Genomic DNA, 23,901 nt, shown 5'->3' with positions numbered 1-23,901 from the left:
TGTTGACCACACGCGGCACAACCCAGTGACTTTCACGCCCCGGAGCGAACTCGTGTCCCTGTTACGGACCTACACCAAACCCAAGGTCTTCGGCCTGATCGTGGTCGTCGCCCTCGTCGTGGGCGCCCTGCTCGGCGTCCTCGCGAAGCAGACCAGCCAGGACTGGCTCGTCACGACCCTCGACACGATCGGGTCGATCTTCACGAACCTGCTGCAGGTCACCGTCCTGCCGCTGGTCTTCACCGCCATCGTGCTGGGCATCGTGAGCCTGCGCGGCCTCGGCGGCGCCCGCACCGCGGCCCGGCTCGGCGGCAAGACCGTGCTGTGGTTCGCGACGACCTCGCTGATCGCGGTGCTCATCGGCATCGTCATCGGCAAGATCGTGAACCCGGGCAGCGGCGTCTCGCTGCAGGCCCAGCCCGCGACCGTGGAGAAGCTCGCCTCGCGCGACCAGGGCTCGTGGCTGGACCTGATCAACAACCTGGTGCCGAGCAACCTGTTCGAGGCATTCGCCGACGGCGAGATCCTCCAGGTCGTGCTCGTGTCGCTGGCCGTCGGCCTCGCCGCGTACGCGCTGGGCGACCGCGCCGAGCCGTTCGTGAACTTCAACCGCGCGGTGTTCGACATCGTGCAGAAGGTGCTGGGCTGGATCATCCGCCTCGCGCCGCTGGGTGTGCTCGGCCTGATCGGCAATGCGTTCGCCACCTACGGCGACCAGTTCGTGCGGCCGCTGCTGTCGCTGATCGTCGCCGTCTACGCGGGCACGCTGCTGGTGCTGTTCGGCGTGTACCCACTGCTGCTGCGGTTCGTCGGCAAGGTGAGCCCGGCGGTGTTCTTCCGCAAGTCGTGGACGGCGCTGCAGTTCGCGTTCGTGTCCCGCTCGTCCGGCGCGACGCTGCCGCTGAGCCGCCAGACCGCGGTGAACCTGGGCGTCGACCCCGGCTACGCGAGCTTCGCGGTCCCGCTCGGCACGACGACCAAAATGGACGGTTGCGCCGCGGTTTACCCCGCGGTGGCGACGATCTTCATCGCGAACCTGTTCGGCATCTCGCTGTCCTTCGGCGACTACCTGCTGATCGTCGTGGTCGCGGTGTTCGGCGCGATCGCCACGGCCGGGGTGACCGGCTGGTTCACGATGCTCACGCTGACGCTGAGCACGCTGAACCTGCCGCCCGAGGTGATCGCCACCGGGATCGCCGTGATCTACGGCATCGACCCGATCCTGGACATGATGCGCACGGCGACGAACGTGGCCGGCCAGATCGCGATCCCGACGTGGATCGCGCGCACGGAGGGCCTCCTTGACGACGAGGTCCTGAACTCCCCCACGGCGGCGCCGCTCCTCGACGCCCCGCAGCCAGTTCGCGCCTAGGTACAAGCCCGGAGATCACTGGAGTTGAGCTGCACCTCGGGCCAGCCACGCAGTTGGCTGACCGAGGTGTAGCGCCGGGTGCAGCCCAGCGCGCTGCCGTCGAGCGCGAACACCCGCGCCAGCACCGGCGACGTTTGCACGACCACCACCTCCGGCGCGGTGTCGCCGGTGACGTCGTCCAGCCGCACGACTCCGCCGCTGGAGTAGTAGGGCTTGTCCACCGAGCGCCAGGTCCCGGCCCGGTCGACGAGCAGTTGCGCGATCGAGGCGCCCTCCTGCCGCGCGTGCACCAGGCAGGCCGACACCGCGCCGCTCACGCAGGACAACGAGTTCGCGTCCAGGCGCCCGCCCAGCGCGGTCACCGTCACCTCGATCGCGTTCGCGCCCGCCTGAAATCGCCCGTTGCCGCCCTGGGAATCGGCGAGCAGCTCGACCGGTTTGCCGTCCACGGTCGCCCGCGCCACCACCTGGCAGGGGCCCTCACCGCAGTCCGCGCCCGCTGTCACCGCGGTGCTCCCGGCGCCTCCGACCGGCGCCTGCGCACTCGCCCCGTCCTCGCGCAGCAACCGCACGGTGACCAGCGCCGACAACGCCACGACGGCGGCCACGACCGCGGTCACGACAACCGATCGAGGCGCGCGTCCCCTGCCCACGTGCCCACCCCTTTCCCCTTCAGGGTAAGCGTGAGCCGGGTCTCACCGCAGCACGACTACTCCACCGTAAACTCCGGGAAAGGCCCGCGGAAGCGCCGCGCGACGCTCCGGGGGATTGCGTGAAGGACCAGATGGAGGTAAGGGCGTGCCCGAGCAGGCCAGCGCGACCCAGGGCGGACCGGTGACGAAGATCCTCGTCGCCAACCGGGGTGAAATCGCGGTCCGCGTCATCAGAGCGGCCAAGGACGCCGGGCTCGCGAGTGTCGCGGTGTACGCCGAGCCCGACCGGGACGCGCCGCACGTCCGGCTCGCCGACGAGGCGTTCGCCCTCGGCGGCACCACGGCCGCGGAGAGCTACCTCGTCATCGACAAGCTCATCGACGTGGCCAAGCGCTCCGGCGCCGACTCCGTCCACCCCGGCTACGGCTTCCTCTCCGAGAACGCCGACTTCGCGCAGGCGGTCATCGACGCGGGCCTGACCTGGATCGGGCCGAGCCCGCAGGCGATCCGCGACCTCGGCGACAAGGTCACCGCGCGGCACATCGCGCTCAAGGCCGGTGCCCCGCTGGTCCCGGGCACCAAGGACCCGGTGGGAGGCGCCGAGGAGATCATCGCCTTCGCCGACGAGCACGGCCTGCCCGTCGCGATCAAGGCGGCCTTCGGTGGTGGCGGCCGCGGGCTGAAGGTCGCGCGCACCAAGGAGGAGATCCCCGAGCTGTTCGAGTCGGCCACCCGCGAGGCGGTCGCCGCGTTCGGCCGTGGCGAGTGCTTCGTCGAGCGCTACCTCGACAAGCCGCGCCACGTCGAGGCGCAGGTGCTCGCCGACCTGCACGGCAACGTGGTGGTCGTCGGCACCCGGGACTGCTCGCTGCAGCGCCGCCACCAGAAGCTGGTCGAGGAGGCGCCCGCGCCGTTCCTGACCGACGAGCAGCGCCGCACGATCCACGAGTCGGCCAAGGCGATCTGCAAGGAGGCCGGCTACTCCGGCGCCGGCACGGTCGAGTACCTGGTGGGCCTGGACGGGACGATCTCGTTCCTGGAGGTCAACACCCGCCTGCAGGTCGAGCACCCGGTGTCCGAGGAGACCGCGGGCGTCGACCTGGTACGCGAGATGTTCCGCATCGCCAAGGGCGAGAAGCTGCGGTTCACCGAGGACCCCGAGCCGCGCGGCCACTCCATCGAGTTCCGCATCAACGGCGAGGACGCCGGGCGCAACTTCCTGCCCGCGCCGGGCACCGTCACCAAGCTGGTGTTCCCCGAGGGGCCCGGCGTGCGCGTCGACTCCGGCGTGGTCACCGGCAGCGTCATCGGCGGCCAGTTCGACTCGATGCTGGCCAAGGTCATCGTCACCGGCACCGACCGGCAGAACGCGCTGGAGCGCAGCCGCCGCGCGCTGGACGAGATGGTCGTCGAGGGCATGGCGACGGTCCTGCCGTTCCACCGCGTCATCGTGCGCGACCCGGCGTTCGTCGGCGACGAGGACGGCTTCTCCGTGCACACCCGCTGGATCGAAACCGAGTTCGACAACCAGATCGAGCCGTTCACCGCGGCCGCGGAGGCCGAGGAGGACGCCGAGCCGCGTCAGACGGTGGTCGTCGAGGTCGGCGGGCGTCGCCTGGAGGTGTCGCTGCCCGGTGACCTCGCGCTGGCGAGCGGCGGCGGCAAGGGCGGCGGCGCCGCGAAGGCCAAGCCGCGCAAGCGGGGCGGCGGCACGAAGGCCGCGGCGAGCGGTGACACCGTGGCCGCGCCGATGCAGGGCACCATCGTCAAGGTCGCGGTCGAGGACGGCCAGCAGGTCGAGGCGGGCGAGCTGCTCGTGGTGCTCGAGGCGATGAAGATGGAGAACCCGGTCACCGCCCACAAGTCGGGCACCGTGACCGGACTTTCGGTCGAGGTCGGCGCCGCTGTCACGCAAGGCGCTTCCCTGCTCGAAATCAAGGACTAATCTGACGGGGTGACCGAGGTTCCCTCGCCCGATCTGCGCATCGGCGACAACGACCGGGAGTCCGCGCTGAAGGCTCTCGGCGAGCACCTGAGCGCCGGGCGCCTGGACCTCGACGAGTACGGCGACCGTTCGGCGAAGGTCACCGCCGCCCGCACGCGGCGGGACCTCGCCGAGCTGTTCGCGGACCTGCCCGAGCCGCATCCGGTGTTCGAGCAGCCGCAGCAGGCGAAGGCGGTGGAGAAGAAGCCGGACCGGCCGCCGCAGTGGACCGAGCGCCCGACGTCGCAACGGGTGGCGGCGGCCGCGGTGCCGTTCCTGTGGGTCGCGGCGGTCTCGTTGTCGATCGTCACCGGTGTCTGGTGGTGGATCGCCCTGCCGTTCGTGTTCACCGCGGCGGCCAGCGCGTTCTGGGGCAAGGACTGGGAGCGGGACCGGCACGGCGCCTACGACCGGCGGGACCGGCGCCGGTGAGCGACGAGGCGGACCTGCGGCTGTCCGACGCCGAGCGCACGGAGGCCATGGACGCCCTGTCCGAGCACGTCCGCACCGGCAGGCTGGACATCGACGAGTTCGGGCGGCGCTCGGCGCAGGTCGCCGCGGCCCGGACCCGGTCGGACCTAGCGCCGCTGTTCGCCGACCTGCCCGCGCCCCGGCCGCGGGTGCTCGACCGGCCCGTGCCCGCCCGGCCGCCCGCACGGAAGGTCGGGCTCGGGCTGCTTCCGCTGCTGGTGATCGCGGCGGTGGCGGCGTTCGTGCTGACCCGCGGCATGTGGGTGGTCCTGCTGGTGCCGGTGGTGATGGCGGTCGTGCTGAGCTGGCGGCGCTGATGGATCCGGTGGAGATCAACGCGGGCCGGTACTACCTGCGGCAGTTGCGGTCCGACGACCAGCTGGACGACCGCCCGGCGCTGACGGCGGCCGGGGTGACCGCGCCGAGCCAGTACGTCGCGCGGCGGGCGCGGGACGAGAGCTACGCGTGGGTGATCGCGGAGCCGCGCACCGACGCGATGCTGGGCGAGGTCGTGCTCGGCACCGACAGCACCATCGAGGTCTGGACCTCTCCCGACGACGAGGTGGCCGAGCGGGACGCCGTGGCCGCGGTCGCCCGGTTCGCGGCGGGCGCGCTCGGGCTGGCGGTCCGGCGTCCGTAGCCGTCCGTGGCCCAGATGTGGCCCAGTCCTCTTGTGCCGGCTGACACAATTCCTCGCGCGCGGTGGCGTGTTGTGATGATCTGGATTCAGATTCCGATTCAGCGCTGAACGGGGGGAACGTGGGCGAGTCCAGCGTCTTTCTGACCCGCATCCTCGACGTGCTGTTAGATGGCGGCGACCAGATCGCTTTCGCCCATCGTGGCCGGTCGATGACGTATCGGGAGACCTTCGACACATTACGGCGGCTGCATGCGACTTTGCAATCCGAGGGGATCGTCCCCGGGCAGCTGGTCGCAATTACCGGCGGAAACGCGCCGGAAACAATTCTTCTGCAGTTCGCCTCCCAGTTGCTCGGTGCTCGTGTGGTGCACATCAACGAGGGCCGTTCCGATTTGCTGGAGCTGCTCGAGGTCGACCACGTGCTGACCACTGACCCGGAAGGCCCGCTGGTGACGTCCCGCGTCGCGCGAGCCGCGCGGCGGGACGAGGAGACCCCGCTGCCGCGCTCGATCGAGACGATGTTCTCCGGCGACGGCACGAACCTGGTCTGCTACCGGGACGTGTACGAGGAGATGGCCCGCACGACGCAGCCGAACACCGACGGCCCGCAGCGGGTGCTGTTGATAGCGCCCCTTTCGCACCCGATCGGCAACCGGCTGACGTGCAAGGCCCTCCTCGCTGGCGACACGGTGGTCCTGCACGAACGTGCCACAGGCACCGGGAGCTTCGCAGCAGCCAACCTCGCCGGCGAAGCCTGACAGGCCCACTCGCAAGCTCCGGCCGCAGCCACAGCGCGCCGCGCACGCCTGCCGCACGCGGCGGGCCGCGGCCCGCTCGGGGCCGCACCACGAGCTACCGCCGGAGCCGCCCTGCCATCGCGCCCGCAGCCACCGCGCGCCCGCCACCGAGCGGCCCTAGAAGGCCGATTCGCGGCAAGGCCACGCGGGCCACCCCCCGCCGCGCTCCTGGCGCGCCCACCAACTCCCACCAGCCCCATCGCGGCGAGGCCGCGGCCACAGCCGCCAACCTGCCCGCGGTCAACGCCCGCACTCACGCGCCGCACTCGCGGCGCGACCGCCGACTCCCACCAGCCTGCGGCGCCCGGGCCTCCACGGCAAGCCGCAGCCCCCACGCCTGACCATGCTTGTCAGCCGCGCCGCACCGCTCAGCCCCAGCGCCAGCCCAGCCGCGACCGGCCTGGGCTCGGCATCGGGCGCCCCATCCATGCCCCCTCAGGCGCGAAGCCTCACCCCACCGGCGCGGTCAACCGGGCCCGCGCCTCCGGCGCGCTGGACCGCCGCTCGTCGGCCGCCTCGTCGCTCGGCTGCGTCTGCGAGTCCCGCTCCGCGGCCACCCTCGCGGTGTACACCTCGACCTCGCGCCGGACCGTCTCCTCGGACCAGCCCAGCACGTCCGCGACCATCCGCGCCACTCCCTCGGCGCAGTCCACACCGCGGTGCGGGTACTCGATCGAGATGCGCGTGCGCCGGGCGAGGATGTCCTCCAGGTGCAGCGCGCCCTCGTGGCTGGCCGCGTACACCGCCTCGACCCCGAGGTAGTCCGGGGCGTGCTCGATCGGCCGCAGCAGGTCCGGTTTGCCGTCGCCGAGAGCCAGCACCTCGTGCACGAGCGAGCCGTACCGGTCGAGCAGGTGCCGGACCCGGTACGGATGCAGGCCGTGCTGCGCGGCGAGGTGGTCGGCCTGGTTGACCAGCGCGTGGTAGCCGTCGGCGCCGAGCAGCGGCACCTTGTCGGTGATGGACGGCTGCAGCCGGCCGGGCAGGTCGGGCGCGGCGGCGTCGACCGCGTCCGCGGCCATCACCCGGTACGTCGTGTACTTGCCGCCCGCGATCGCCACCAGCCCGGGCGCCACCCGCGCCACGGCATGCTCGCGGGAGAGCTTCGAGGTCTCCTCGCTCTCCCCGGCCAGCAGCGGGCGCAGTCCGGCGTAGACCCCCTCGATGTCGTCGTGCGTCAGCGGCGTCGCGAGCACCGAGTTGACGTGCTCGAGGATGTAGTCGATGTCGTTCTTGGTGGCCGCGGGGTGCGCCAGGTCGAGGTGCCAGTCGGTGTCGGTCGTGCCGACGATCCAGTGGTTGCGCCACGGGATCACGAACAACACGGACTTCTCGGTGCGCAGGATCAGCCCGGACTCCGACACGATCCGGTCCCGCGGCACCACGATGTGCACGCCCTTGCTCGCGCGCACCCGGAACCGGCCGCGACTGCCGGACAGACGCTGCAGCTCGTCGGTCCAGACCCCGGTGCAGTTGATGACCGCGTTGGCGTGGACCTCTGTCTCGCGCCCGTCCTCCACGTCGCGCACGCGCACGCCGGACACCCGGTCGGCCTCCCGCAGGAAACCGACGACCTGCGTGCTGGTGCGGACCACCGCGCCGTAGTGCGCGGCGGTGCGAGCGACGGTCATGGTGTGGCGGGCGTCGTCGGCCTGCGAGTCGTAGTACCGGATTCCCCCGATCAGGGCGTCGCGTTTGAGCGCGGGGATCAGTCGAAGTGCGCCCGCACGGGTGAGGTGCTTCTGCCCGGGCACCGACCGCGCGCCGCCCATCGTGTCGTACAGGAACAGGCCGGCCGCGGTGTAGGGACGTTCCCAGACGCGGTGCCGCAGCGGGTACAGGAAGCTGACCGGCTTCACCAGGTGCGGCGCGATGCGGGTGAGCATCAGCTCGCGCTCGCGCAGCGCCTCGCGGACGAGGCCGAACTCCAGCTGTTCGAGGTACCGCAGGCCGCCGTGGAAGAGCTTGCTCGACCGGCTCGACGTGCCGGACGCCAGGTCACGGGCCTCGACAAGGGCGACCCGCAGGCCGCGGGTGGCCGCGTCGAGCGCGGTGCCCGCGCCGACCACCCCGCCGCCGATCACCACGAGGTCGAACGTCTCCGCACCGAGCCGCCGCCAGGTCTCCTCCCTCGCCTCCGGCCCCAGCTTCGCCTCAGTCACTCCGGTTCCTTCCCTCGTGAACGTCCGCTGCACCCACCCAGCATGACACGTTTCCGCACGTCCTCACCGCGCAAGCGCTTGTCGTCCGGTCGATGGGCGAGCACCATGTGACGTTCGGGACAACGTCGTCTCGCGCATTGGGAGGTGTGTCATGACCGACCGGACAGCCCGTCCCTGGACGAGGATGCGGCAGACCACGGCGGGCGAGCTACTGGCCGAGTTCCTCGGCACCGCGATCCTCATCATCCTCGGTTGCGGATCCGTGGCCGTCGCCGTGGTCGGCCTGCCGGGCTCGGGCAGGCAAACCGGCGACTTCGGGCCCGCCAACTGGCTGATCATCGCGTGGGGCTGGGGCCTCGCGGTGGTCTTCGCCGTCTACGTCGCGGGCGGGGTCAGCGGGGCTCACATCAATCCGGCGGTGACCCTGGCCTGGGCCGTCCGCCGCAAGTTCCCCTGGGCGAAGGTCCTGCCCTACTGGGCGGCCCAGGTGGTCGGCGCGTTCGCCGGCGCAGCACTGGTCCTGGCGGTGTACCACGACGCGATCGACGCGTTCCTCGCGTCGCAGAACCCGCCCACGGGCCGGGACGGTTCGGTGGGCACGTTCTCGATCTTCGCGACGTTCCCCGCGAAGTACTTCGGCGACGGGGTGTGGGGGCCGCTGGTCGACCAGATCGTCGGGACGGCGATCCTCGTCGCCATCATCGCGGCGCTCATCGACGCCCGCAACCAACCACCGTCGGCCAACCTCGCACCGTTCGTGGTCGGCCTGGTCGTGGTCGCGATCGGCCTCACCTACGGGACGAACGCCGGGTACGCGATCAACCCGGCCCGCGACTTCGGGCCCCGGCTGCTGGCGTTCGTCGCTGGGTGGGGGGACGCGGCCTTCCCCGGCAACGGGGACTGGTTCAGCTGGTACTGGTGGATTCCGATAGTCGGACCGCTCGTCGGCGGGGTGGTCGGTGTGCTGGTCTACGACTTCTTCATCGGCAGCGTGCTGGCCGTCCGGCCGGCGCCGGATGCCGAGCCGACGCCGCCGCCCGGCCGCGTTCCCGGCTCCGCCGACGGCGAGGCGGGCGACGGTGCCCGGGCCGAGGGGGACGTGCTGCCCGAGACGGACCAGACCCGGTCCGGGCGGTAGGTGCAGCGAAGCGAACAGCCCATAGGCAGGCAAATCAACGGGAGGAGTCCCATGGCCTCATATGTCGCCGCAATCGACCAGGGCACCACATCGACGCGGGCGATGATCTTCGACCATTCCGGCCGGGTGATCGCCGTCGACCAGCGGGAGCACGAGCAAATCTTCCCGCAGGCCGGGTGGGTCGAGCACAACGCGGAAGAGATCTGGGAGAACACGCGCGCGGTCACCGCGGGCGCGCTCGCCAAAGCCGACCTGCAAGCCGGGGACATCGCCGCGGTCGGCATCACGAACCAGCGCGAGACGGCGCTGGTGTGGGACCGGAAGACGGGCAAGCCGGTCTACAACGCGATCGTCTGGCAGGACACCCGCACCGACCGGATCGTCGACCAGCTCGGCGAGCTCGGCGGCGGCCAGGAGCGGTACCGGCCGAAGACGGGTCTGCCGCTGGCGACGTACTTCTCCGGGCCGAAGGTCAAGTGGATCCTGGACAACGTCGACGGCGCGCGGGAACGCGCGGAGGCCGGCGATCTGGTGTTCGGCAACATGGACACCTGGACCGTGTGGAACATGACCGGCGGTCCGGACGGCGGGGTGCACGTGACGGACCCGACGAACGCGTCGCGCACCCTGCTGATGGACCTGGACACGCTGAGCTGGGACGCGGACATCGCGGCGGACCTGGGGATTCCCATGTCGATGCTGCCGGAGATCCGTTCGTCGTCCGAGGAGTACGGCAAGGTGCGCCCGCGCGGGGTGCTGTCGGGTGTGCCGATCGCCGGCATCCTGGGCGACCAGCAGGCCGCGACGTTCGGGCAGGCGTGCCTGTCGCCAGGCGAAGCCAAGAACACCTACGGCACCGGCAACTTCGTCCTGCTGAACACGGGCACGGAGAAGGTGATGTCAGAGAACGGCCTCCTCACGACGGTCTGCTACAAGATCGGGTCGAACGAGACGATCTACGCGCTGGAGGGCTCCATCGCGGTGACCGGTTCGCTGGTGCAGTGGCTGCGGGACAACCTCGGGATCATCAGCACCGCTGCCGAGATCGAGGAGCTGGCACGCACGGTGGAGGACAACGGCGGGGCGTACTTCGTGCCGGCGTTCTCGGGCCTGTTCGCGCCGTACTGGCGGTCTGACGCGCGAGGCGTGATCGCCGGGTTGACGCGCTACGTGAACAAGGGGCACATCGCGCGAGCTGTCCTGGAGGCGACGGCGTTCCAGACGCGCGAGGTGATCGAGGCGATGAACGCGGACTCTGGCGTGCCGCTGAAGTCGCTTAAGGTCGACGGCGGGATGGTCGTGAACGAGCTGTTGATGCAGTTCCAGGCCGACATCCTGGATGTCCCGGTGATCCGCCCTGTGGTGGCGGAGACAACGGCCCTCGGCGCCGCGTACGCCGCCGGCCTGGCGGTGGGGTTCTGGGCGAGCGAGGACGACATCCGCAACAACTGGGCCCAGGACAAGGAGTGGAACCCATCGATGGACGCCCAGCACCGCGAGGCGCAGTACCACAACTGGAAGAAGGCGGTGACGAAGACCTTCGACTGGGTGGAGTGACAGATCGCGGCGCGCGTTTTCCTTGCCCGGCGGGGTTTCAGCGGAGGGCGCGCGCCGCACCCGGGCGCGCCCTGCCGCCGCGCCCTGCGGTGAGCGGCGGCAGGGCCACCCTCGACAAAACGGGTCAGCCGAGAACGGCGTACACGATCACGCTGTCCCGATAACTGCGCGTGGCCCGGTCGAACACGCCGCCGCACGTGATGAGCCGCAACTCCGGCCCGGCCGTGTCGCCGTACACCGCGGCGGTCGGGAACTCCGCTTTCGGCACCCGCTCCAAGCGGATCACCACGAAACCCGCCCGTGAACCGTCCACACGCGACACCTCAACCCGGTCGCCGGGCGAAAGTTCTTTCAACCGCGCGAAAATCCCCGGCTGCCGGTTGCCGTCGACGTGTCCCAGGATCACCGCGGGCCCGGGTTCGCCCGGCGCCGGGCCGTGCGAATACCAGCCCGCTTGCCCGGGCGAGGTCACCGGCGGGGTCTGCACGGTCCCGTCCTCGTTGAGCCCCAACGGGATCAGCGTCGAGCGCGCCCCGATCGCCGGGATCTCCACGGCGACGGGATCCGCGACCGGCCGGGTCTGCTCCGGCGATGCGGCGCAACCGCACAGCAGAAGCAGGCCCAGCACCGCGGCGAACACCGCCCGGATCACGGCGCCAGCGACCCGTCACCGGTCTGCGGCGCGCCCCGCGGCACGACCCGCGTCTGCCCCGGGCTCGGCGCGGAGCCCCGATCCGGCTTTCCCGGCGCGGGCGAGGAATCCCGGTCGAGCACAGTGAAGTAGACGGTCACCGGTTCCTCACCGCAGTGGAACGACACCGGATAGGAGCCTTCCGGCACATCGCGGATCACCGTTTCGGCGAACAACGCCCACGGCTGATGCCCCTCCGCGTTCGCCGCAAGCGGTTGCGTCACCCGCAGGGCTCGAGTGGTGAGTGGACTGGCTTCGGCCTCGCAGGCGGCGGCGACCGAGACCCGCTCGCCGGCGTGCCCGCTGTACGCGGACAGCTTCAACCAGGTGGGAATCGGAGCCGAAGTGGTTTCCTCCGCCGAGGTGGTTTCCTCCGGCGAAGTGGTGGTGGTCTGCGCGAACGCCGGCGTGGCGGCGACCAGGGTCGCGAAGATGCCGGCGACGATGGCGGTTGTTCTCATGGCGGCCTCACGGCGGTAGGGCTGATGGCCCTTAAGGCGCGCCGCCGGGCACCGGGGTTGGCCCCCGACACCCAACCGTGACATCAGTCCAGGTCGTCGTGCCGCATCAGCTGCCGCGCGGCCTCCGTGATGGAGCCGGACAGCGACGGGTACACCGCGAAGGTGAGCGCCAGGTGGTCGACCGTCAGCTGGTTCTGCACCGCCAGCGCGATGGGCAAGATCAGCTCGCTCGCCGTCGGCGCCACCACCACGCCACCGACGATCACGCCGGTCGCCGGGCGGCAGAACAGCTTCACGAAACCGCGGCGCAGACCCTCCATCTTCGCCCGCGCGTTGGTCGCCAGCGGCAGCATGATGGTCCGGGCGGGGACCTCGCCGGAGTCGATCGCGCTCTGGCTGATGCCGACGGTCGCGATCTCCGGGTGGGTGAACACGTTCGCGGCGACCGTCTTCAGCTTGATCGGCGCCACGCCCTCGCCGAGCGCGTGCCACATCGCGATCCGGCCCTGCATGCTGGCCACCGACGCGAGCATCAGCACGCCGGTGCAGTCGCCTGCCGCGTAGATGCCGGGGACGCTGGTGCGGGACACCCGGTCGACGGTGATGAACCCGCCGGGGCCGGGCTCGATGCCGACCCGTTCCAGGCCGATGTCCTTGGTGTTGGGCACGGAGCCGACGGTCATCAGCGCGTGGGTGCCCTCGATGATCCGGCCGTCCTGCAGGTGGACCTCGACGCCCTTCTCGGTGCGCTCGACCCGCTCGGCCCGCGCGTGCTTGACGACGGTGTTGCCGCGCTGGGCGAACACCTCCTCCAGCACGGCGGCGGCGTCCGCATCCTCGTGCGGCAGGACGCGGTCACGGCTGGAGACGAGGGTGACCTTGACGCCCATCTCGGTGTAGGCGGAGGCGAACTCGGCACCGGTCACCCCGGACCCGACCACGACCAGGTGCTCGGGCAGTTCCGGCAGGTCGTAGAGCTGGCGCCAGTCGAGGATGCGCTCGCCGTCGGGCACCGCGCCGGGCAGCACGCGCGGCGTGGCGCCGGTGGCGATCAGGACGACGTCGGCGTCGAGCACGTCGACGTCGCCGGTGGCCTTCATGACGCGGACCTTGTGGGTGGCCAGGCCGGGCTCGTCGTCGTCGAACCGGCCCTCACCGGTGAGGATCTTCACACCTTCGCGCTGCACGCGGGCGCGGATGTCGGCGGACTGGGCGAGCGCGAGGCCCTTGACCCGGCCGTGCACCGTGCGCAGGTCGACGCTCGTGTCGGCCATGTCGGTGATGATCCCCAGCTCACCGAGGCCGTGCATGTTCGCGCGGGCGCCGGAGGAGGCGATGAACGTCTTCGACGGGACGCAGTCGTAGAGCACGCACGCGCCGCCGAGCCCTTCCTTCTCGACGATCGTGACGTCGGCGCCGTGCTGTGCGGCCACCAGCGCCGCCTCGTAGCCCGCCGGTCCGCCGCCCATGATCACGATCCTGGTCACGTGGTCTCCTCCTCCTTACGCGCACCTCATCCACAACCTTAGGCGGCGACACCTGGAGTACGTCCGGTCGGGTGAGCGATGGGCGGCTAGGCTGTGCGCGTGCCGTTGTATGCCGCCTACGGGTCCAACATGGATCCGAATCAGATGATGGAGCGGGCGCCGCATTCGCCCATGGCCGGCACGGGCTGGCTGGAGGGGTGGCGGCTGACCTTCGGAGGCGAGGACCTCGGCTGGGAAGGCGCCCTGGCGACCATCGTCGAAGACCCGGGCTCCCGGGTCTTCGTCGTGCTGTACGACGTGACGCCGCTCGACGAGGCGCTGCTCGACCGCTGGGAAGGCGGCGAGCTGGGCATGCACAACAAGATCCGGCTGCGCGTGCAGACGATGGACGGCTCCGCGCTGGCCTGGCTGTACGTGCTGGACGCCTACGAGGGCGGTCTGCCGTCGGCCCGGTACCTGGGCGTGCTCGCCGACGCCGCCGAGGCGGCAGGCGCGCCGACGGACTACGTGGACGACCTGCGAACCCGCCCCTGCCGCGGCATCACATCCTGACCCCCCGCGCGTTGGCCCCTCCCGGCACCGTGTTCGCCCCTCCAGGCACCGTGTTCGCCCCTCCCGGCACCGTGTTCGCCCCTCCCGGCACCGTGTTGGCCCCTCCCGGCACCGTGTTGGCCGCTCACGGATATATCCGGTAGCCGCGTTCGCGGAAAGCCTCCCGCAATTCGGCCAGGAACCGCGAGGGATCGACGAGGTCGTCCTTCCTGACCCGGATGATCCGCCAGCCCCGGCTGCTCAACCGGTCATCACGCGTCGCGTCGTGCAGCTCCCGGCCCTCGTGCGCTTCGTACCCGTCGTACTCCACTCCGATCCGCAATTCCGCCCAAGCCAGATCCAAGCGGTAGATCAACTCACCCTGCAGGGTGGTGATCGGATGTTGCGTTGTGGGGATCGGAAAGCCGGCGTCGATGATCGTCAGCCGCAACCGGCTCTCCTGGGGCGACTCGGCACCTGTCGTTCCCAAGACGATCAACGCCTCCGCATTGCGGATCCCGCGCCGGTCGTCCCTCTCCACCAGCCGCCGGTCGACCTCCTTCCGGAAGTCCGCGACCTCGTGCGGCGACTGCTCGTTCAACGCCTGGTCCAGGCAGGCGAGCGCCTTCCACCTGTCTTCGGTGCACAGGAGATCCGCGAGAACAGGCTCGAGCGCGAACACCGGCAAGCCCTGCAGCTCGACGACGTCTCCGCGGTCGAACCTGTCGTGGTGAACCACCAACCCGGTCTTCGACCGCACCCAGACGGAGTAGGGCACGGTCACGTGGATCTGGTTGGACCGCGCCGCGGTGCATCCGTGCAGCCATGCGGCAGTGTGGTGCGAGAGCACCGCCTCCGGGCCCCCGGCGAGGACGGCCGCGGCCGCGCGGGTCAGCGGGTCCAGTGCACGCCGCGCGTCGATGATCACTCCGCGCCACAAGTGGATGAGCACTTTGTCCCGCAGTGCTCCGCGGAGGGTTCGCTCGCCGAGAGCGTCGATCAAATCGCTTCGGCGCGCCGCGCCGTGTTCTGTGTCAGGTATTCCGAACATGGAGACAGATTGCGCCTGTTCAGCCACGAATAGTGACCGCGCCGGCAATCTGTGGATAACTGGAGCGCCTGTGGACAACTGCCGGGCAAGGCGGTGGCGGTCGTTTCGGCAAACTCGGCGCGCCCAGCGGCCAACACGCCGCCCGGAACGGCCAACACGCTGTCGGGAGGGGCAAACACGGCGGCCGGCGTCGCGGACGGCGGTCAGGCCAGGGCGGCCAGGGCGGTGTGGACCAGGACGCGGACGCCGACGTGCAGCGCGCGCTCGTCCAGTTCGAAGGTGGGGCGGTGCAGGTCGCGCTGGTCGCCCTCGCCGGACCACACGCCGAGGCGGCAGAAGGCGCCCGGCACGTGCTCCAGGTACCAGGCGAAGTCCTCGCCGCCGGACGACTGTTCCGTACCGGTCACCGCATCGTCGCCGAGGGCCGCCTCGATGCCGGCGCGCAGCAGCGACGTGCTGTCCTCGTCGCCGACGACCGGCGGCACCCCGCGGCGGTAGTCCAGCTCGAAGCCGACCCCGTAGGGCGTCAGCAGCGACTCCACCGACGACCGGACGAGCGGCTCCAGCGCCTTCCACACCTCGTGGTCGGCCGTCCGCAGCGTGCCCCGCAGCACGCCCTCCTCGGGCACCGCGTTGGCGGCCTGCCCGGCGTGCACCGCGCCCCACACCAGCACGGTGCCGGACCGCGGGTCGACCCGCCGGGACAGCAGCGACGGCAGCGAGGTGATCGCGACGCCCAGCGCGTGCACCAGGTCGGCGGTGAGGTGCGGCCGGGAGGTGTGCCCGCCGGGCGAGGTCAGGCGCAGCTCGATCAGGTCTGCGGCCGAGGTCAGCGCGCCGACGCGGGTGCCGATCTTGCCGACCTCGACCCGCGGGTCACAGTGCAGGCCGAAGATCCGGTCGACGCCGTCGAGACCACCCGCGGTGATCACGTCGAGCGCGCCGCCGGGCATGACCTCCTCGGCGGGCTGGAAGATCAGCCGCACGCGGCCGGGCAGCTCGGGCGCCGACGCGAGGGCCTTGGCCGCGCCGAGCAGGATCGCGGTGTGCGCGTCGTGCCCGCAGGCGTGCGCGGCACCGTCCACCGTCGACGAGTAGGGCAGGCCGGTCGCCTCGGTGAGCGGCAGCGCGTCGATGTCGGCCCGCAGCGCGACGCAGCGGTCACCCGATCCGACGTCGCACACCACACCGGTGCCGCCGGGCAAGATCTCGGGGTCCAGCCCGGCCGAGCGCAGGACGTCGCAGATCAGCTCGGTGGTCGCGAACTCGTGGCGCGCCAGTTCCGGGTGGGCGTGGATGTGACGGCGCCAGGCGACGAGGTCCGTACCGCCGCGCTCGAGCCACTCGTCCAGCCAGAAGGGGCCCCGGCCCGCACCGAGATCGGTCACGGGAGCCATGCTGACGCCATCCGCCGTGATCAGCGCGTGCGGCGCCTCGAACGAGGTAGGGCGACCACCGTGATCACCGGGCACCTCCGGGCGGGAGTCCAGCACGGTCACGCCGCACCTCCATACACACCGAGAACTACGTAACCCATTTGACGCAATCCTGCACCATGCAAGGAGCAATCTTCGAACCGGATCTCACGCTGAGCGACGGCCGGTAGTGGATCTGCGGCGAGCGGCACTACGGAATACGGCGTAACCGAATGCGCCGCGTGCGGTCAGCTGGAGGCCTTGCGCTTCTTGCGCCGCACGCTCCGTCCCCAGAGGACGATGGCGGCGAGCACCGCGGCGAGCACCCCGACGATGATCTTGTTCTTCGTCTTCTCCTGGTTGGCCTTGCTGTTCTCGTCGGGGTTGATGCGCGGCCCGGGGTCCGTGGTCTGCTGCGCCACCACGCCGGCGGCGACGTGCACGGAGACCGGCGCGGCGAGCGCGGGCGCGGTGGGCACGGCGAACGTGACCATCGTCGTCAGCATCAGACCCGCCAGCACGGCACGCACCTTGACCATGCTGCCCAGTGTGCCGGTTCCGTTACCCGTCAACAAGGAGACTCACGCGGAGAAGGCGTCCAAGATCTTCTGCGCCGCCAGCGTGGCGGTGAGCCTGCCCTCCCGGACGTCCTCCTCGACCTCGGGTACCAGCGCTTTCACACCGGGGTGCTCGGCGAGGCGGGCCTGCAGCTGTTCGCGCACCATCGCCCAGGTCCAGTCGACCTGCTGCTGCTTGCGCTTGCGGTCCAGCTCGCCGGATCCCGCCAGGGTTTCGCGGTGCCGCTCGATCTGCTGCCACACCGTGTCCAGGCCGATGTCGTTGAGCCCACTGCAGGTCAGCACCGGCGGGGTCCACGCGGCGTCCGGGCCGTAGATCATCCGCAGCGCCCCGGCCAGTTCCCGCGCGGCGCGTTTGGCGTCGCGCTCGTGCTCGCCGTCGGCCTTGTTTACCGCGATCACGTCGGCGAGCTCCAGCACGCCCTTCTTGATGCCCTGCAACTGGTCGCCGGTGCGGGCCAGCGTCAGGAACAGGAAGCAGTCGACCATGTTCGCCACGGTCACCTCGGACTGCCCGACGCCGACGGTCTCGACCAGCACGACGTCGTACCCGGCGGCCTCCATCAGCACGATCGTCTCGCGGGTGGCGCGGGCGACGCCGCCGAGCGTGCCGGACGTCGGCGACGGCCGGATGAACGCGGCCGGGTCGTTGGCCAGCCGCGCCATGCGGGTCTTGTCGCCGAGGATGCTGCCGCCGGTCCGGGTCGACGACGGGTCGACGGCGAGCACCGCGACCCGGTGGCCGGACTCGGTCAGGTCGGTGCCGAGCTGGTCGATGAAGGTCGACTTGCCGACACCGGGCACGCCCGTGATCCCGACGCGCCGCGCGCCGCCGGCGTGTGGCAGCAGCTCGACCAGCAGCTCCTGGGCGAGCTGCCGGTGGTCCGCCCGCTGGGACTCGACCAGTGTGATCGCCCTGGACAGGGTGCCGCGGTCGCCCGCGAGGACACCCTTGGCGTAGGCACCGACGTCGATCTTGCGCGGCAAGGGCTCAGGACTCCCGCTGCTCGAGCTGGTCGAGCAGGTCCAGCGCGGCGTCCGCGATGACCGTGCCCGGCCCGAAGATCGCCGACGCGCCCGCGGCCCGCAGCTCGTCGTAGTCCTGCGGCGGGATGACGCCGCCGCACACGATCATGATGTCCTCGCGCCCGAGCTGGGCCAGCTCCTCGCGCAGCGCGGGCACCAGGGACAGGTGACCGGCGGCCAGCGAGGACACGCCGACGACGTGCACGTCCGCCTCGATCGCCTGGCGCGCGACTTCGGCCGGCGTGGAGAACAGCGGGCCGACGTCGACGTCGAAGCCGAGGTCGGCGAACGCCGTGGCGATCACCTTCTGGCCGCGGTCGTGCCCGTCCTGGCCCATCTTGGCGACGAGGATGCGCGGACGGCGCCCCTCGGCCTCGGCGAACGCCTCGACCCGCGCGCGTGCCTTCTCCACGTTCCCGGATTTCCCGACCTCGTCGCGGTACACCCCGGAGATCGTACGAATCTGCCCGGCGTGGCGGCCCCACACCTTCTCCAGCGCGTCGGAGATCTCCCCGACCGTCGCTTTCGCGCGGGCCGCGTCGACGGCCAGCTCCAGCAGGTTGCCCGAGCCTTCCGCGGCGGCGGTGAGACGGCGCAGCGCGTCCTGCGTGGCGTCCTCGTCGCGCTCCTCACGCAGCCGCCGCAGCTTCTCCAGCTGCTGCGCGCGCACCCCGGCGTTGTCGACCTTGAGCACGTCGATCTGCTCGTCGTCGACCACCTGGTACTTGTTCACGCCGATCACCGGCTGGCGGCCGGAGTCGATCCGCGCCTGGGTGCGGGCCGCGGCCTCCTCGATGCGCAGCTTCGGGATGCCGGCGTCGATGGCGCGGGCCATGCCGCCCGCCGACTCGACCTCGCTGATGTGGCCCCACGCCTTGCGGGCCAGGTCGTAGGTCAGCTTCTCGACGAACGCGCTGCCGCCCCACGGGTCGATCACGCGGGTGGTGCCGGACTCCTGCTGCAGCAGCAGCTGGGTGTTGCGGGCGATGCGCGCGGAGAAGTCGGTCGGCAGGGCCAGCGCCTCGTCGAGCGCGTTGGTGTGTAGCGACTGCGTGTGCCCCTGGGTCGCGGCCATCGCCTCGACGCAGGTGCGGATGACGTTGTTGAACACGTCCTGCGCGGTCAGCGACCAGCCGCTCGTCTGGCTGTGCGTGCGCAGCGAGAGCGATTTCTCGGATCTCGGCGAGAACTGCTTGACCAGCTTCGCCCACAGCAGCCGGGCCGCCCGCAGCTTGGCGACCTCCATGAAGAAGTTCATGCCGATCGCCCAGAAGAAGGACAGGCGCGGCGCGAACTTGTCGACCTCCAGGCCCGCGTCCATCCCGGCGCGGATGTACTCGACGCCGTCGGCCAGCGTGTACGCCAGCTCCAGGTCGGCGGTCGCCCCGGCCTCCTGCATGTGGTAGCCGGAGATGGAGATCGAGTTGAACCGCGGCATCCGCTGCGAGGTGTACGCGAAGATGTCGGAGATGATCCGCATCGACGGCTGCGGCGGGTAGATGTAGGTGTTGCGGACCATGAACTCCTTGAGGATGTCGTTCTGGATGGTCCCGGCCAGCTGCTCGGGCCGCACGCCCTGCTCCTCGGCCGCCACGATGTAGAGCGCCATGACGGGCAGCACCGCGCCGTTCATGGTCATCGACACGCTCATCTTGTCCAGCGGGATGCCGTCGAACAGCTGCCGCATGTCGTAGATCGAGTCGATCGCCACGCCAGCCATGCCGACGTCCCCGGCGACCCGCGGGTGGTCGGAGTCGTAGCCGCGGTGGGTGGCCAGGTCGAAGGCGACCGACAGGCCCTTCTGCCCGGCCGCGAGGTTGCGGCGGTAGAAGGCGTTGGACTCGGACGCGGTGGAGAACCCGGCGTACTGGCGGATCGTCCACGGCTGGTTCACGTACATCGTCGGGTACGGGCCGCGCAGGAACGGCGCGATGCCCGGGTACGTGCGCAGGAAGTCCAGACCAGTGGTGTCCTCGGCGGTGTAGAGCGGTTTGATGCCGATGCCCTCGGGGGTTTCCCAGGTCAGGGCGTCGGCGCCCTTGCCGGTGCTCGAGTGCAGCGCCTCGGCCCAGTCGGTCTGGCTGCCCGGGTCGGGGATACCGAGTTCGACGTCGGTGAAGTCGGGGATGGCCATCACTTCACTCCCAGCGTGTCGAGGATGGCGGCCAGGGCGGCGAGGGCGTCGCAGCCCGCGTGCACGTACGTGTCGACGCCCGGGTACTGCCCCTTGCCCGCGAGGATCACCCGCGCGGCGCCGGCGTCCGTCAAGGCACGCGCGGTGTCCGCGGCGTGCTCGGCGTAAAGCTTGTCGGTGCCGCAGAGGCAGGCGACCGTCGCGCCGCTCTCGCGGAAGGCCGCGACCACGTCCTCGACCGCACCCGGGTTCAGCGGCTCGATGCCGCCCGCCTGGAGGAGGTTGGACGCGAAGGTCGCGCGGGCGGTGTGCGCGGCGACCGGGCCGAGCGTGGCGAGGAAGACCTTCGGCCGCTCACCCGTCGCGGCGAGGTGCGCGTCGGAGCGGTCCCGCAGCTCCTCGTAGGCCTGCGCGTACCGCACCCGCGGCAGCCCGCCCTCGTCCACAACGGACGGAGCCGGGGTGCGCTCGACCGCTTTTTCGTGCAGGTCCGGGAACTCGCTGACCCCGGTGATCGGGTCCTTGCGGGTGGCCAGGCGCTTCTGCCGCGCCTCCCAGGTCTCCGCGAGCCGGGCCGCGAGGGCGCCGGAGTCCAGCACCGCCTCGATGCCGCCCTCGCGCTCGATCTCGGTGAACTCGCGCCAGGCCGCGTTGGCCAGCGCGTCGGTCAGGTTCTCCACGTACCAGGAGCCGCCCGCCGGGTCGATCACGCCGGACAGCTTCGATTCCTCCAGCAGGATCGACTGGGTGTTGCGGGCGATTCGGCGGGAGAACGCGTCGGGCAGCCCGATCGCGAAGTCGAACGGCAGGACGGTGACGGCGTCCGCGCCGCCGACACCTGCGGCGAAGCAGGCGACGGTGGTGCGCAGCATGTTCACCCACGGGTCGCGGCGGGTGAACATCGCGGGCGAGGTGACGGCGTGCTGGCGCATGCCGCGGCCGGCGGTCGCGCCGCACACCTCGCACACCCGCGCCCACAGGCGGCGGGCGGCGCGCAGCTTGGCGATGGTGAGGAACTGGTCGGCGGTCGCGGCGAAGCGGAACTCGAGCTGGTCGGCGGCGGCGTCCACGCTCAGTCCGGCGTCGGTGAGGGCCCGCAGGTAGGCCACCCCGGCGGCGATGGCGGCGCCGAGTTCCTGCGCGTCGGACCCGCCCGCCTCGTGGTAAGGCAGGGCGTTGACGACCAGCGTGCGCAGCTTCGGGTGCTTGGCGGACAGGCGGGCGGCGAGCGCGGCGGCGGGGGCGGTGGCGTGCGGACGGCCGGTGCGGGCACGCAGGGCGATCGGGTCGGCGCCGATGGTTCCGGTGACCTCGCTGTCCGGGATGTTCTTCTCGGCGAGGAGCCCGAGAAGCGCGTCGGCGGCGGCCTCGTAGTCGGCGCCGGGGTCGAGCACGATCGGCGCGAGGTCGAGGTAGACCTCGTTGAGCGCGTCGGCGAGGGCGTCCAATGGCAGTGCGTCACCACCGACGCGCAGCCACACCGAGGAGGCGCCGTTCTCCAGGTCGGCGAGGATGGCCTTGTTGGTCTCGGCCGCGTCGGCGCCGCCGTGCAGGACGCGCACGTCCCAGCCGGTGCCGACGTTGCCTTCGGCCCGCGCGCCCCGCACGTACGGGGGCAGGCCGGGGAACCCGGCGGGCGCGGTGGCGTCGTCGGCGGTGTAGAGCGGCCGGATCTCGATGCCGTCGTAGGTCTTGCTGGTCAGGAGGCTTTCCGGGGCGCCGTCGAAGTCCTTCGGCAGCACTCCGCTCTTCGTCAGCACCCCCGCGACGAGGCGTTGCCAGTCCTCGTGCCGCGGCGTCCCGAACTCGGCGGCGAGGGCCAGCTCGTCCGGTGAATCCGGGGTGGGCGCCGTTGTCCCAGCCTGAGTCATAGGTCTGATGGTAGGGGGCGGGCAAGGGGCACGATTGTGACTCTGCTCGCGGCCCGGCAGCGCCCGCAGTCACCGAGCGCGCATCCGCAACAATGGTGCCGTGGTGAGTTCGAGCGAGGAGACCAGGGTGGTGGCCGGGCGGTACCGGCTGCGCTCCGTGCTGGGCTCCGGCTCGATGGGCACGGTGTGGTCGGCCTACGACGAGTTCCTGCACCGGCCGGTGGCGGTGAAGGAGATCCTGCTCCCGCCCGGGGTCACCGCGGGCCAGGCGAACGAGCTGCGCGAGCGGACGTTGCGCGAGGCCAGGGCCATCGCCGTGCTTTCTCACCCGAACGTGATCACCCTGCACGACGTCGCACGTCAGGACGGCGAGCCGTTCGTCGTGATGGAGCTGCTGCCGTCGCACAGCCTCGCCGAGCTGATCCGCGACCACGGGTCGCTGTCGGTCGAGCAGGCCGCCGCGGTGGGTGACGCGGTGGCCGCGGCGCTGGGAGCCGCGCACAACGCGGGCATCACCCACCGTGACGTGAAGCCGGGGAACGTGCTGGTCGCCGAGGACGGGCGGATCAAGCTCACCGACTTCGGCATCGCCCGGAACGTGTCCGACGCGTCGATGACCCGCACCGGTATGACGCTCGGTTCGCCGGCGTACATCGCCCCGGAGGTGGCTTCCGGCAAAGCCGTCACCCCGGCCGCGGACCTGTGGGGTCTGGGCGCGACGTTGTTCTGCGCGGTGGAGGGCCACCCGCCGTACGACGCGGACGGCGACCCGCTGGAGACGATCGGGAAGGTCGTGAAGGGCGAGGTGCCGCGGCCGTCGCCGGGCCCGCTCGCGCCGTTGATCACCGCGTTGATGGCGAAGGAGCCGCGGGACCGGTTGCCGCTGGCGCAGGTGCGGCGGCAGTTGTATCCGATCCTGGAGAAGGCGCCGCGGGTCCTGTTCGGACCGGAGATGTTCGCCGCGGCAAGCGGTCAGCGCGAGGAGGCCACCGACACTCGGGAGATCTCGGCGAACCCCGTGCTGGAGGACGGTGCGGCGGAGGCGAGCGGTGAGCTGGCGGCCGATCCCGGGCCGTTGCCGTTCGGCCCGCCCCGCGCGGAGGCGAGCAGCGAGCTGGCCGCCGATCCCGGGCCGTTGCCGTTCGGGGAGCCCCAGCCGACCGGCACAGTCGCGGCACCCCGCCCGGCTGCCACGCTGGCCGCGCCTGCCGCGGCGGGCCGCGGCACGACGGCGACGGTGTTGCTCGTGGTGGCTTCGCTGGTGCTGTTCGTGGCTGCGGCGTTCGGCGGTTTCGTCGCGGCGCGGGTGATCGGGGCGCAGCCGGTGGCGCCGCCGTCGCGGGACGAGACGTCCGCGCCGTCGGTCCCGCAGCCCACGGTCTTCGAGCGGCGCACAGGTGAGGCGTCGAGCGTCAAGGGAGCGCAGGACGGCACCTTCACGGTTGATGTGCCTGCCGACTGGACGCGGTTCACGAGCTCCCAGGCCGGCGACGACCTGCCCCTGTCGACGCTGGTCCAGTTCGTCTCGGCGGACGGCTCGCAGATGCTGGCGGTGAACCACTTTCCGAAGTACTTCCCCGGCAACGACATCGACGACTACGTGAAGGCGCTGGAGAAGAGCCGCTCGAACGGTGAGTTCAAGCTGGTCAACCAGGCGAAGCTCGCCGAGCAGGACGGTCTGACGTTGATGTACCGGACCATCGACCGGGCCCCGGCGGGATCCGTGAGCCGCACGACGTACGCGAAGGTGTTCAGGCACGGCACCAGCCTGTGGGCGGTGAGCGTGACCGTGCCGACGGAGCAGGAAGAGACCGCGAAGACCGCGCTCTACGACCGCATCCTGCCCACCTTCCAGGTGACCGGCTAGCAGCGGCACAGACCT

21 protein-coding genes are annotated in these 23,901 nt (G+C 71.2%); 10 read left to right on the top strand and 11 right to left on the bottom strand.

The window, feature by feature from the left end:
• Positions 1–52: 52 nt before the first annotated feature.
• Positions 53–1,372, top strand: a complete 1,320-nt coding sequence (locus tag AMETH_RS04360; protein WP_017986827.1) for a dicarboxylate/amino acid:cation symporter — start codon at positions 53–55, stop codon at positions 1,370–1,372.
• Here the strand turns inward: AMETH_RS04360 and AMETH_RS04355 are convergent.
• Positions 1,369–1,992 carry a hypothetical protein gene (locus tag AMETH_RS04355; protein WP_017986826.1) on the bottom strand — a complete coding sequence of 208 codons (624 nt, stop codon included), beginning with the start codon at positions 1,990–1,992 and terminating at the stop codon, positions 1,369–1,371. The two genes, AMETH_RS04360 and AMETH_RS04355, sit on opposite strands and share 4 nt — an antisense overlap.
• 178 nt (positions 1,993–2,170) lie before the next feature.
• On the opposite strand from AMETH_RS04355, the gene AMETH_RS04350 reads away from it, so the two are divergent.
• The 5 genes from AMETH_RS04350 to AMETH_RS04330 all read left to right on the top strand — a co-directional run bounded on the left by AMETH_RS04350 (position 2,171) and on the right by AMETH_RS04330 (position 5,878).
• Positions 2,171–3,970, top strand: a complete 1,800-nt coding sequence (locus tag AMETH_RS04350) for an acetyl/propionyl/methylcrotonyl-CoA carboxylase subunit alpha (RefSeq protein WP_017986825.1) — start codon at positions 2,171–2,173, stop codon at positions 3,968–3,970.
• 9 nt (positions 3,971–3,979) lie between these two features.
• Positions 3,980–4,441 (top strand): DUF1707 SHOCT-like domain-containing protein, encoded by a 462-nt coding sequence (locus AMETH_RS41315; protein ID WP_017986824.1) that lies wholly within the window; start codon positions 3,980–3,982, stop codon positions 4,439–4,441.
• Entirely contained in the window at positions 4,438–4,797 is a 360-nt protein-coding gene (locus AMETH_RS04340; RefSeq protein ID WP_017986823.1) for a DUF1707 SHOCT-like domain-containing protein, read from the top strand. Before AMETH_RS41315 ends, AMETH_RS04340 begins: the two co-directional genes overlap by 4 nt.
• Positions 4,797–5,120: a hypothetical protein gene (locus tag AMETH_RS04335; RefSeq protein WP_017986822.1), complete on the top strand. Its 324-nt coding sequence runs from the start codon at positions 4,797–4,799 to the stop codon at positions 5,118–5,120. The genes AMETH_RS04340 and AMETH_RS04335 overlap by 1 nt, the downstream gene beginning before the upstream one ends.
• A gap of 119 nt (positions 5,121–5,239) precedes the next feature.
• Entirely contained in the window at positions 5,240–5,878 is a 639-nt protein-coding gene (locus tag AMETH_RS04330) for an AMP-binding protein (protein WP_209436846.1), read from the top strand.
• 488 nt (positions 5,879–6,366) lie between these two features.
• Here the strand turns inward: AMETH_RS04330 and AMETH_RS04325 are convergent, their stop codons facing one another.
• Positions 6,367–8,079, bottom strand: a complete 1,713-nt coding sequence (locus tag AMETH_RS04325; RefSeq protein ID WP_017986820.1) for a glycerol-3-phosphate dehydrogenase/oxidase — start codon at positions 8,077–8,079, stop codon at positions 6,367–6,369.
• A gap of 151 nt (positions 8,080–8,230) precedes the next feature.
• On the opposite strand from AMETH_RS04325, the gene AMETH_RS04320 reads away from it, so the two are divergent.
• Together AMETH_RS04320 and glpK are read left to right on the top strand one after the other, a co-directional pair.
• Positions 8,231–9,217, top strand: coding sequence for an MIP/aquaporin family protein (locus AMETH_RS04320; RefSeq protein ID WP_051079489.1), 987 nt, complete (start codon positions 8,231–8,233; stop codon positions 9,215–9,217).
• Positions 9,218–9,268: 51 nt separating this feature from the next.
• On the top strand, positions 9,269–10,774 hold the full coding sequence (glpK, locus tag AMETH_RS04315; RefSeq protein WP_026153798.1) for a glycerol kinase GlpK: 1,506 nt from the start codon (positions 9,269–9,271) through the stop codon (positions 10,772–10,774).
• Positions 10,775–10,898: 124 nt separating this feature from the next.
• Here the strand turns inward: glpK and AMETH_RS04310 are convergent, their stop codons facing one another.
• From AMETH_RS04310 to AMETH_RS04300, 3 genes are all read right to left on the bottom strand, one after another.
• A complete protein-coding gene (locus AMETH_RS04310; RefSeq protein WP_017986817.1) occupies positions 10,899–11,426 on the bottom strand; it encodes a class F sortase in 528 nt (175 codons plus the stop codon).
• A complete protein-coding gene (locus tag AMETH_RS04305; RefSeq protein ID WP_017986816.1) occupies positions 11,423–11,926 on the bottom strand; it encodes a hypothetical protein in 504 nt (167 codons plus the stop codon). The genes AMETH_RS04310 and AMETH_RS04305 overlap by 4 nt, the downstream gene beginning before the upstream one ends.
• Before the next feature lie 83 nt (positions 11,927–12,009).
• On the bottom strand, positions 12,010–13,413 hold the full coding sequence (locus AMETH_RS04300) for an NAD(P)H-quinone dehydrogenase (RefSeq protein ID WP_017986815.1): 1,404 nt from the start codon (positions 13,411–13,413) through the stop codon (positions 12,010–12,012).
• Between the two features lie 99 nt (positions 13,414–13,512).
• Here AMETH_RS04300 and AMETH_RS04295 point away from each other — a divergent pair, with 99 nt between their 5' ends.
• On the top strand, positions 13,513–13,965 hold the full coding sequence (locus AMETH_RS04295; RefSeq protein ID WP_081617741.1) for a gamma-glutamylcyclotransferase family protein: 453 nt from the start codon (positions 13,513–13,515) through the stop codon (positions 13,963–13,965).
• A 124-nt stretch (positions 13,966–14,089) separates the two neighbouring features.
• Here the strand turns inward: AMETH_RS04295 and AMETH_RS04290 are convergent, their stop codons facing one another.
• The 6 genes from AMETH_RS04290 to AMETH_RS04265 form a co-directional block, all read right to left on the bottom strand.
• Positions 14,090–15,022, bottom strand: coding sequence for a DUF559 domain-containing protein (locus AMETH_RS04290; protein WP_223843056.1), 933 nt, complete (start codon positions 15,020–15,022; stop codon positions 14,090–14,092).
• Between the two features lie 176 nt (positions 15,023–15,198).
• Positions 15,199–16,494, bottom strand: coding sequence for a M20 family metallopeptidase (locus tag AMETH_RS04285; protein ID WP_017986812.1), 1,296 nt, complete (start codon positions 16,492–16,494; stop codon positions 15,199–15,201).
• 164 nt (positions 16,495–16,658) lie between these two features.
• Positions 16,659–16,949, bottom strand: a complete 291-nt coding sequence (locus AMETH_RS04280; protein ID WP_017986811.1) for a hypothetical protein — start codon at positions 16,947–16,949, stop codon at positions 16,659–16,661.
• A 42-nt stretch (positions 16,950–16,991) separates the two neighbouring features.
• Positions 16,992–17,975, bottom strand: coding sequence for a methylmalonyl Co-A mutase-associated GTPase MeaB (gene meaB / locus AMETH_RS04275; protein WP_017986810.1), 984 nt, complete (start codon positions 17,973–17,975; stop codon positions 16,992–16,994).
• Positions 17,976–17,979: 4 nt separating this feature from the next.
• Positions 17,980–20,148: a methylmalonyl-CoA mutase gene (gene scpA, locus AMETH_RS04270; protein WP_017986809.1), complete on the bottom strand. Its 2,169-nt coding sequence runs from the start codon at positions 20,146–20,148 to the stop codon at positions 17,980–17,982.
• The gene (locus AMETH_RS04265) at positions 20,148–22,019 is read right to left on the bottom strand and encodes a methylmalonyl-CoA mutase family protein (RefSeq protein WP_017986808.1); all 1,872 of its coding nucleotides are present in this window, start codon (positions 22,017–22,019) and stop codon (positions 20,148–20,150) included. The genes scpA and AMETH_RS04265 overlap by 1 nt, the downstream gene beginning before the upstream one ends.
• A gap of 127 nt (positions 22,020–22,146) precedes the next feature.
• Between AMETH_RS04265 and AMETH_RS04260 the strand changes: the two genes are divergently transcribed.
• Entirely contained in the window at positions 22,147–23,886 is a 1,740-nt protein-coding gene (locus AMETH_RS04260; RefSeq protein WP_017986807.1) for a serine/threonine-protein kinase, read from the top strand.
• Positions 23,887–23,901 lie beyond the last annotated feature (15 nt).

Source organism: Amycolatopsis methanolica 239 (assembly GCF_000739085.1).
GTDB lineage: Bacteria > Actinomycetota > Actinomycetes > Mycobacteriales > Pseudonocardiaceae > Amycolatopsis_E > Amycolatopsis_E methanolica.
This window is presented reverse-complemented; position numbering and strand designations above follow the sequence as displayed.

Bases quoted from the DNA above. Each gene is read 5' to 3' on its own strand.
- AMETH_RS04335 (WP_017986822.1), top strand. From the start codon at position 4,797: ATGGATCCGGTGGAGATCAACGCGGGCCGGTACTACCTGCGGCAGTTG.
- AMETH_RS04320 (WP_051079489.1), top strand. From the start codon at position 8,231: ATGACCGACCGGACAGCCCGTCCCTGGACGAGGATGCGGCAGACCACG.
- glpK (WP_026153798.1), top strand. From the start codon at position 9,269: ATGGCCTCATATGTCGCCGCAATCGACCAGGGCACCACATCGACGCGG.
- AMETH_RS04305 (WP_017986816.1), bottom strand. From the start codon at position 11,926: ATGAGAACAACCGCCATCGTCGCCGGCATCTTCGCGACCCTGGTCGCC.
- AMETH_RS04280 (WP_017986811.1), bottom strand. From the start codon at position 16,949: ATGGTCAAGGTGCGTGCCGTGCTGGCGGGTCTGATGCTGACGACGATG.
- scpA (WP_017986809.1), bottom strand. From the start codon at position 20,148: ATGGCCATCCCCGACTTCACCGACGTCGAACTCGGTATCCCCGACCCG.
- AMETH_RS04265 (WP_017986808.1), bottom strand. From the start codon at position 22,019: ATGACTCAGGCTGGGACAACGGCGCCCACCCCGGATTCACCGGACGAG.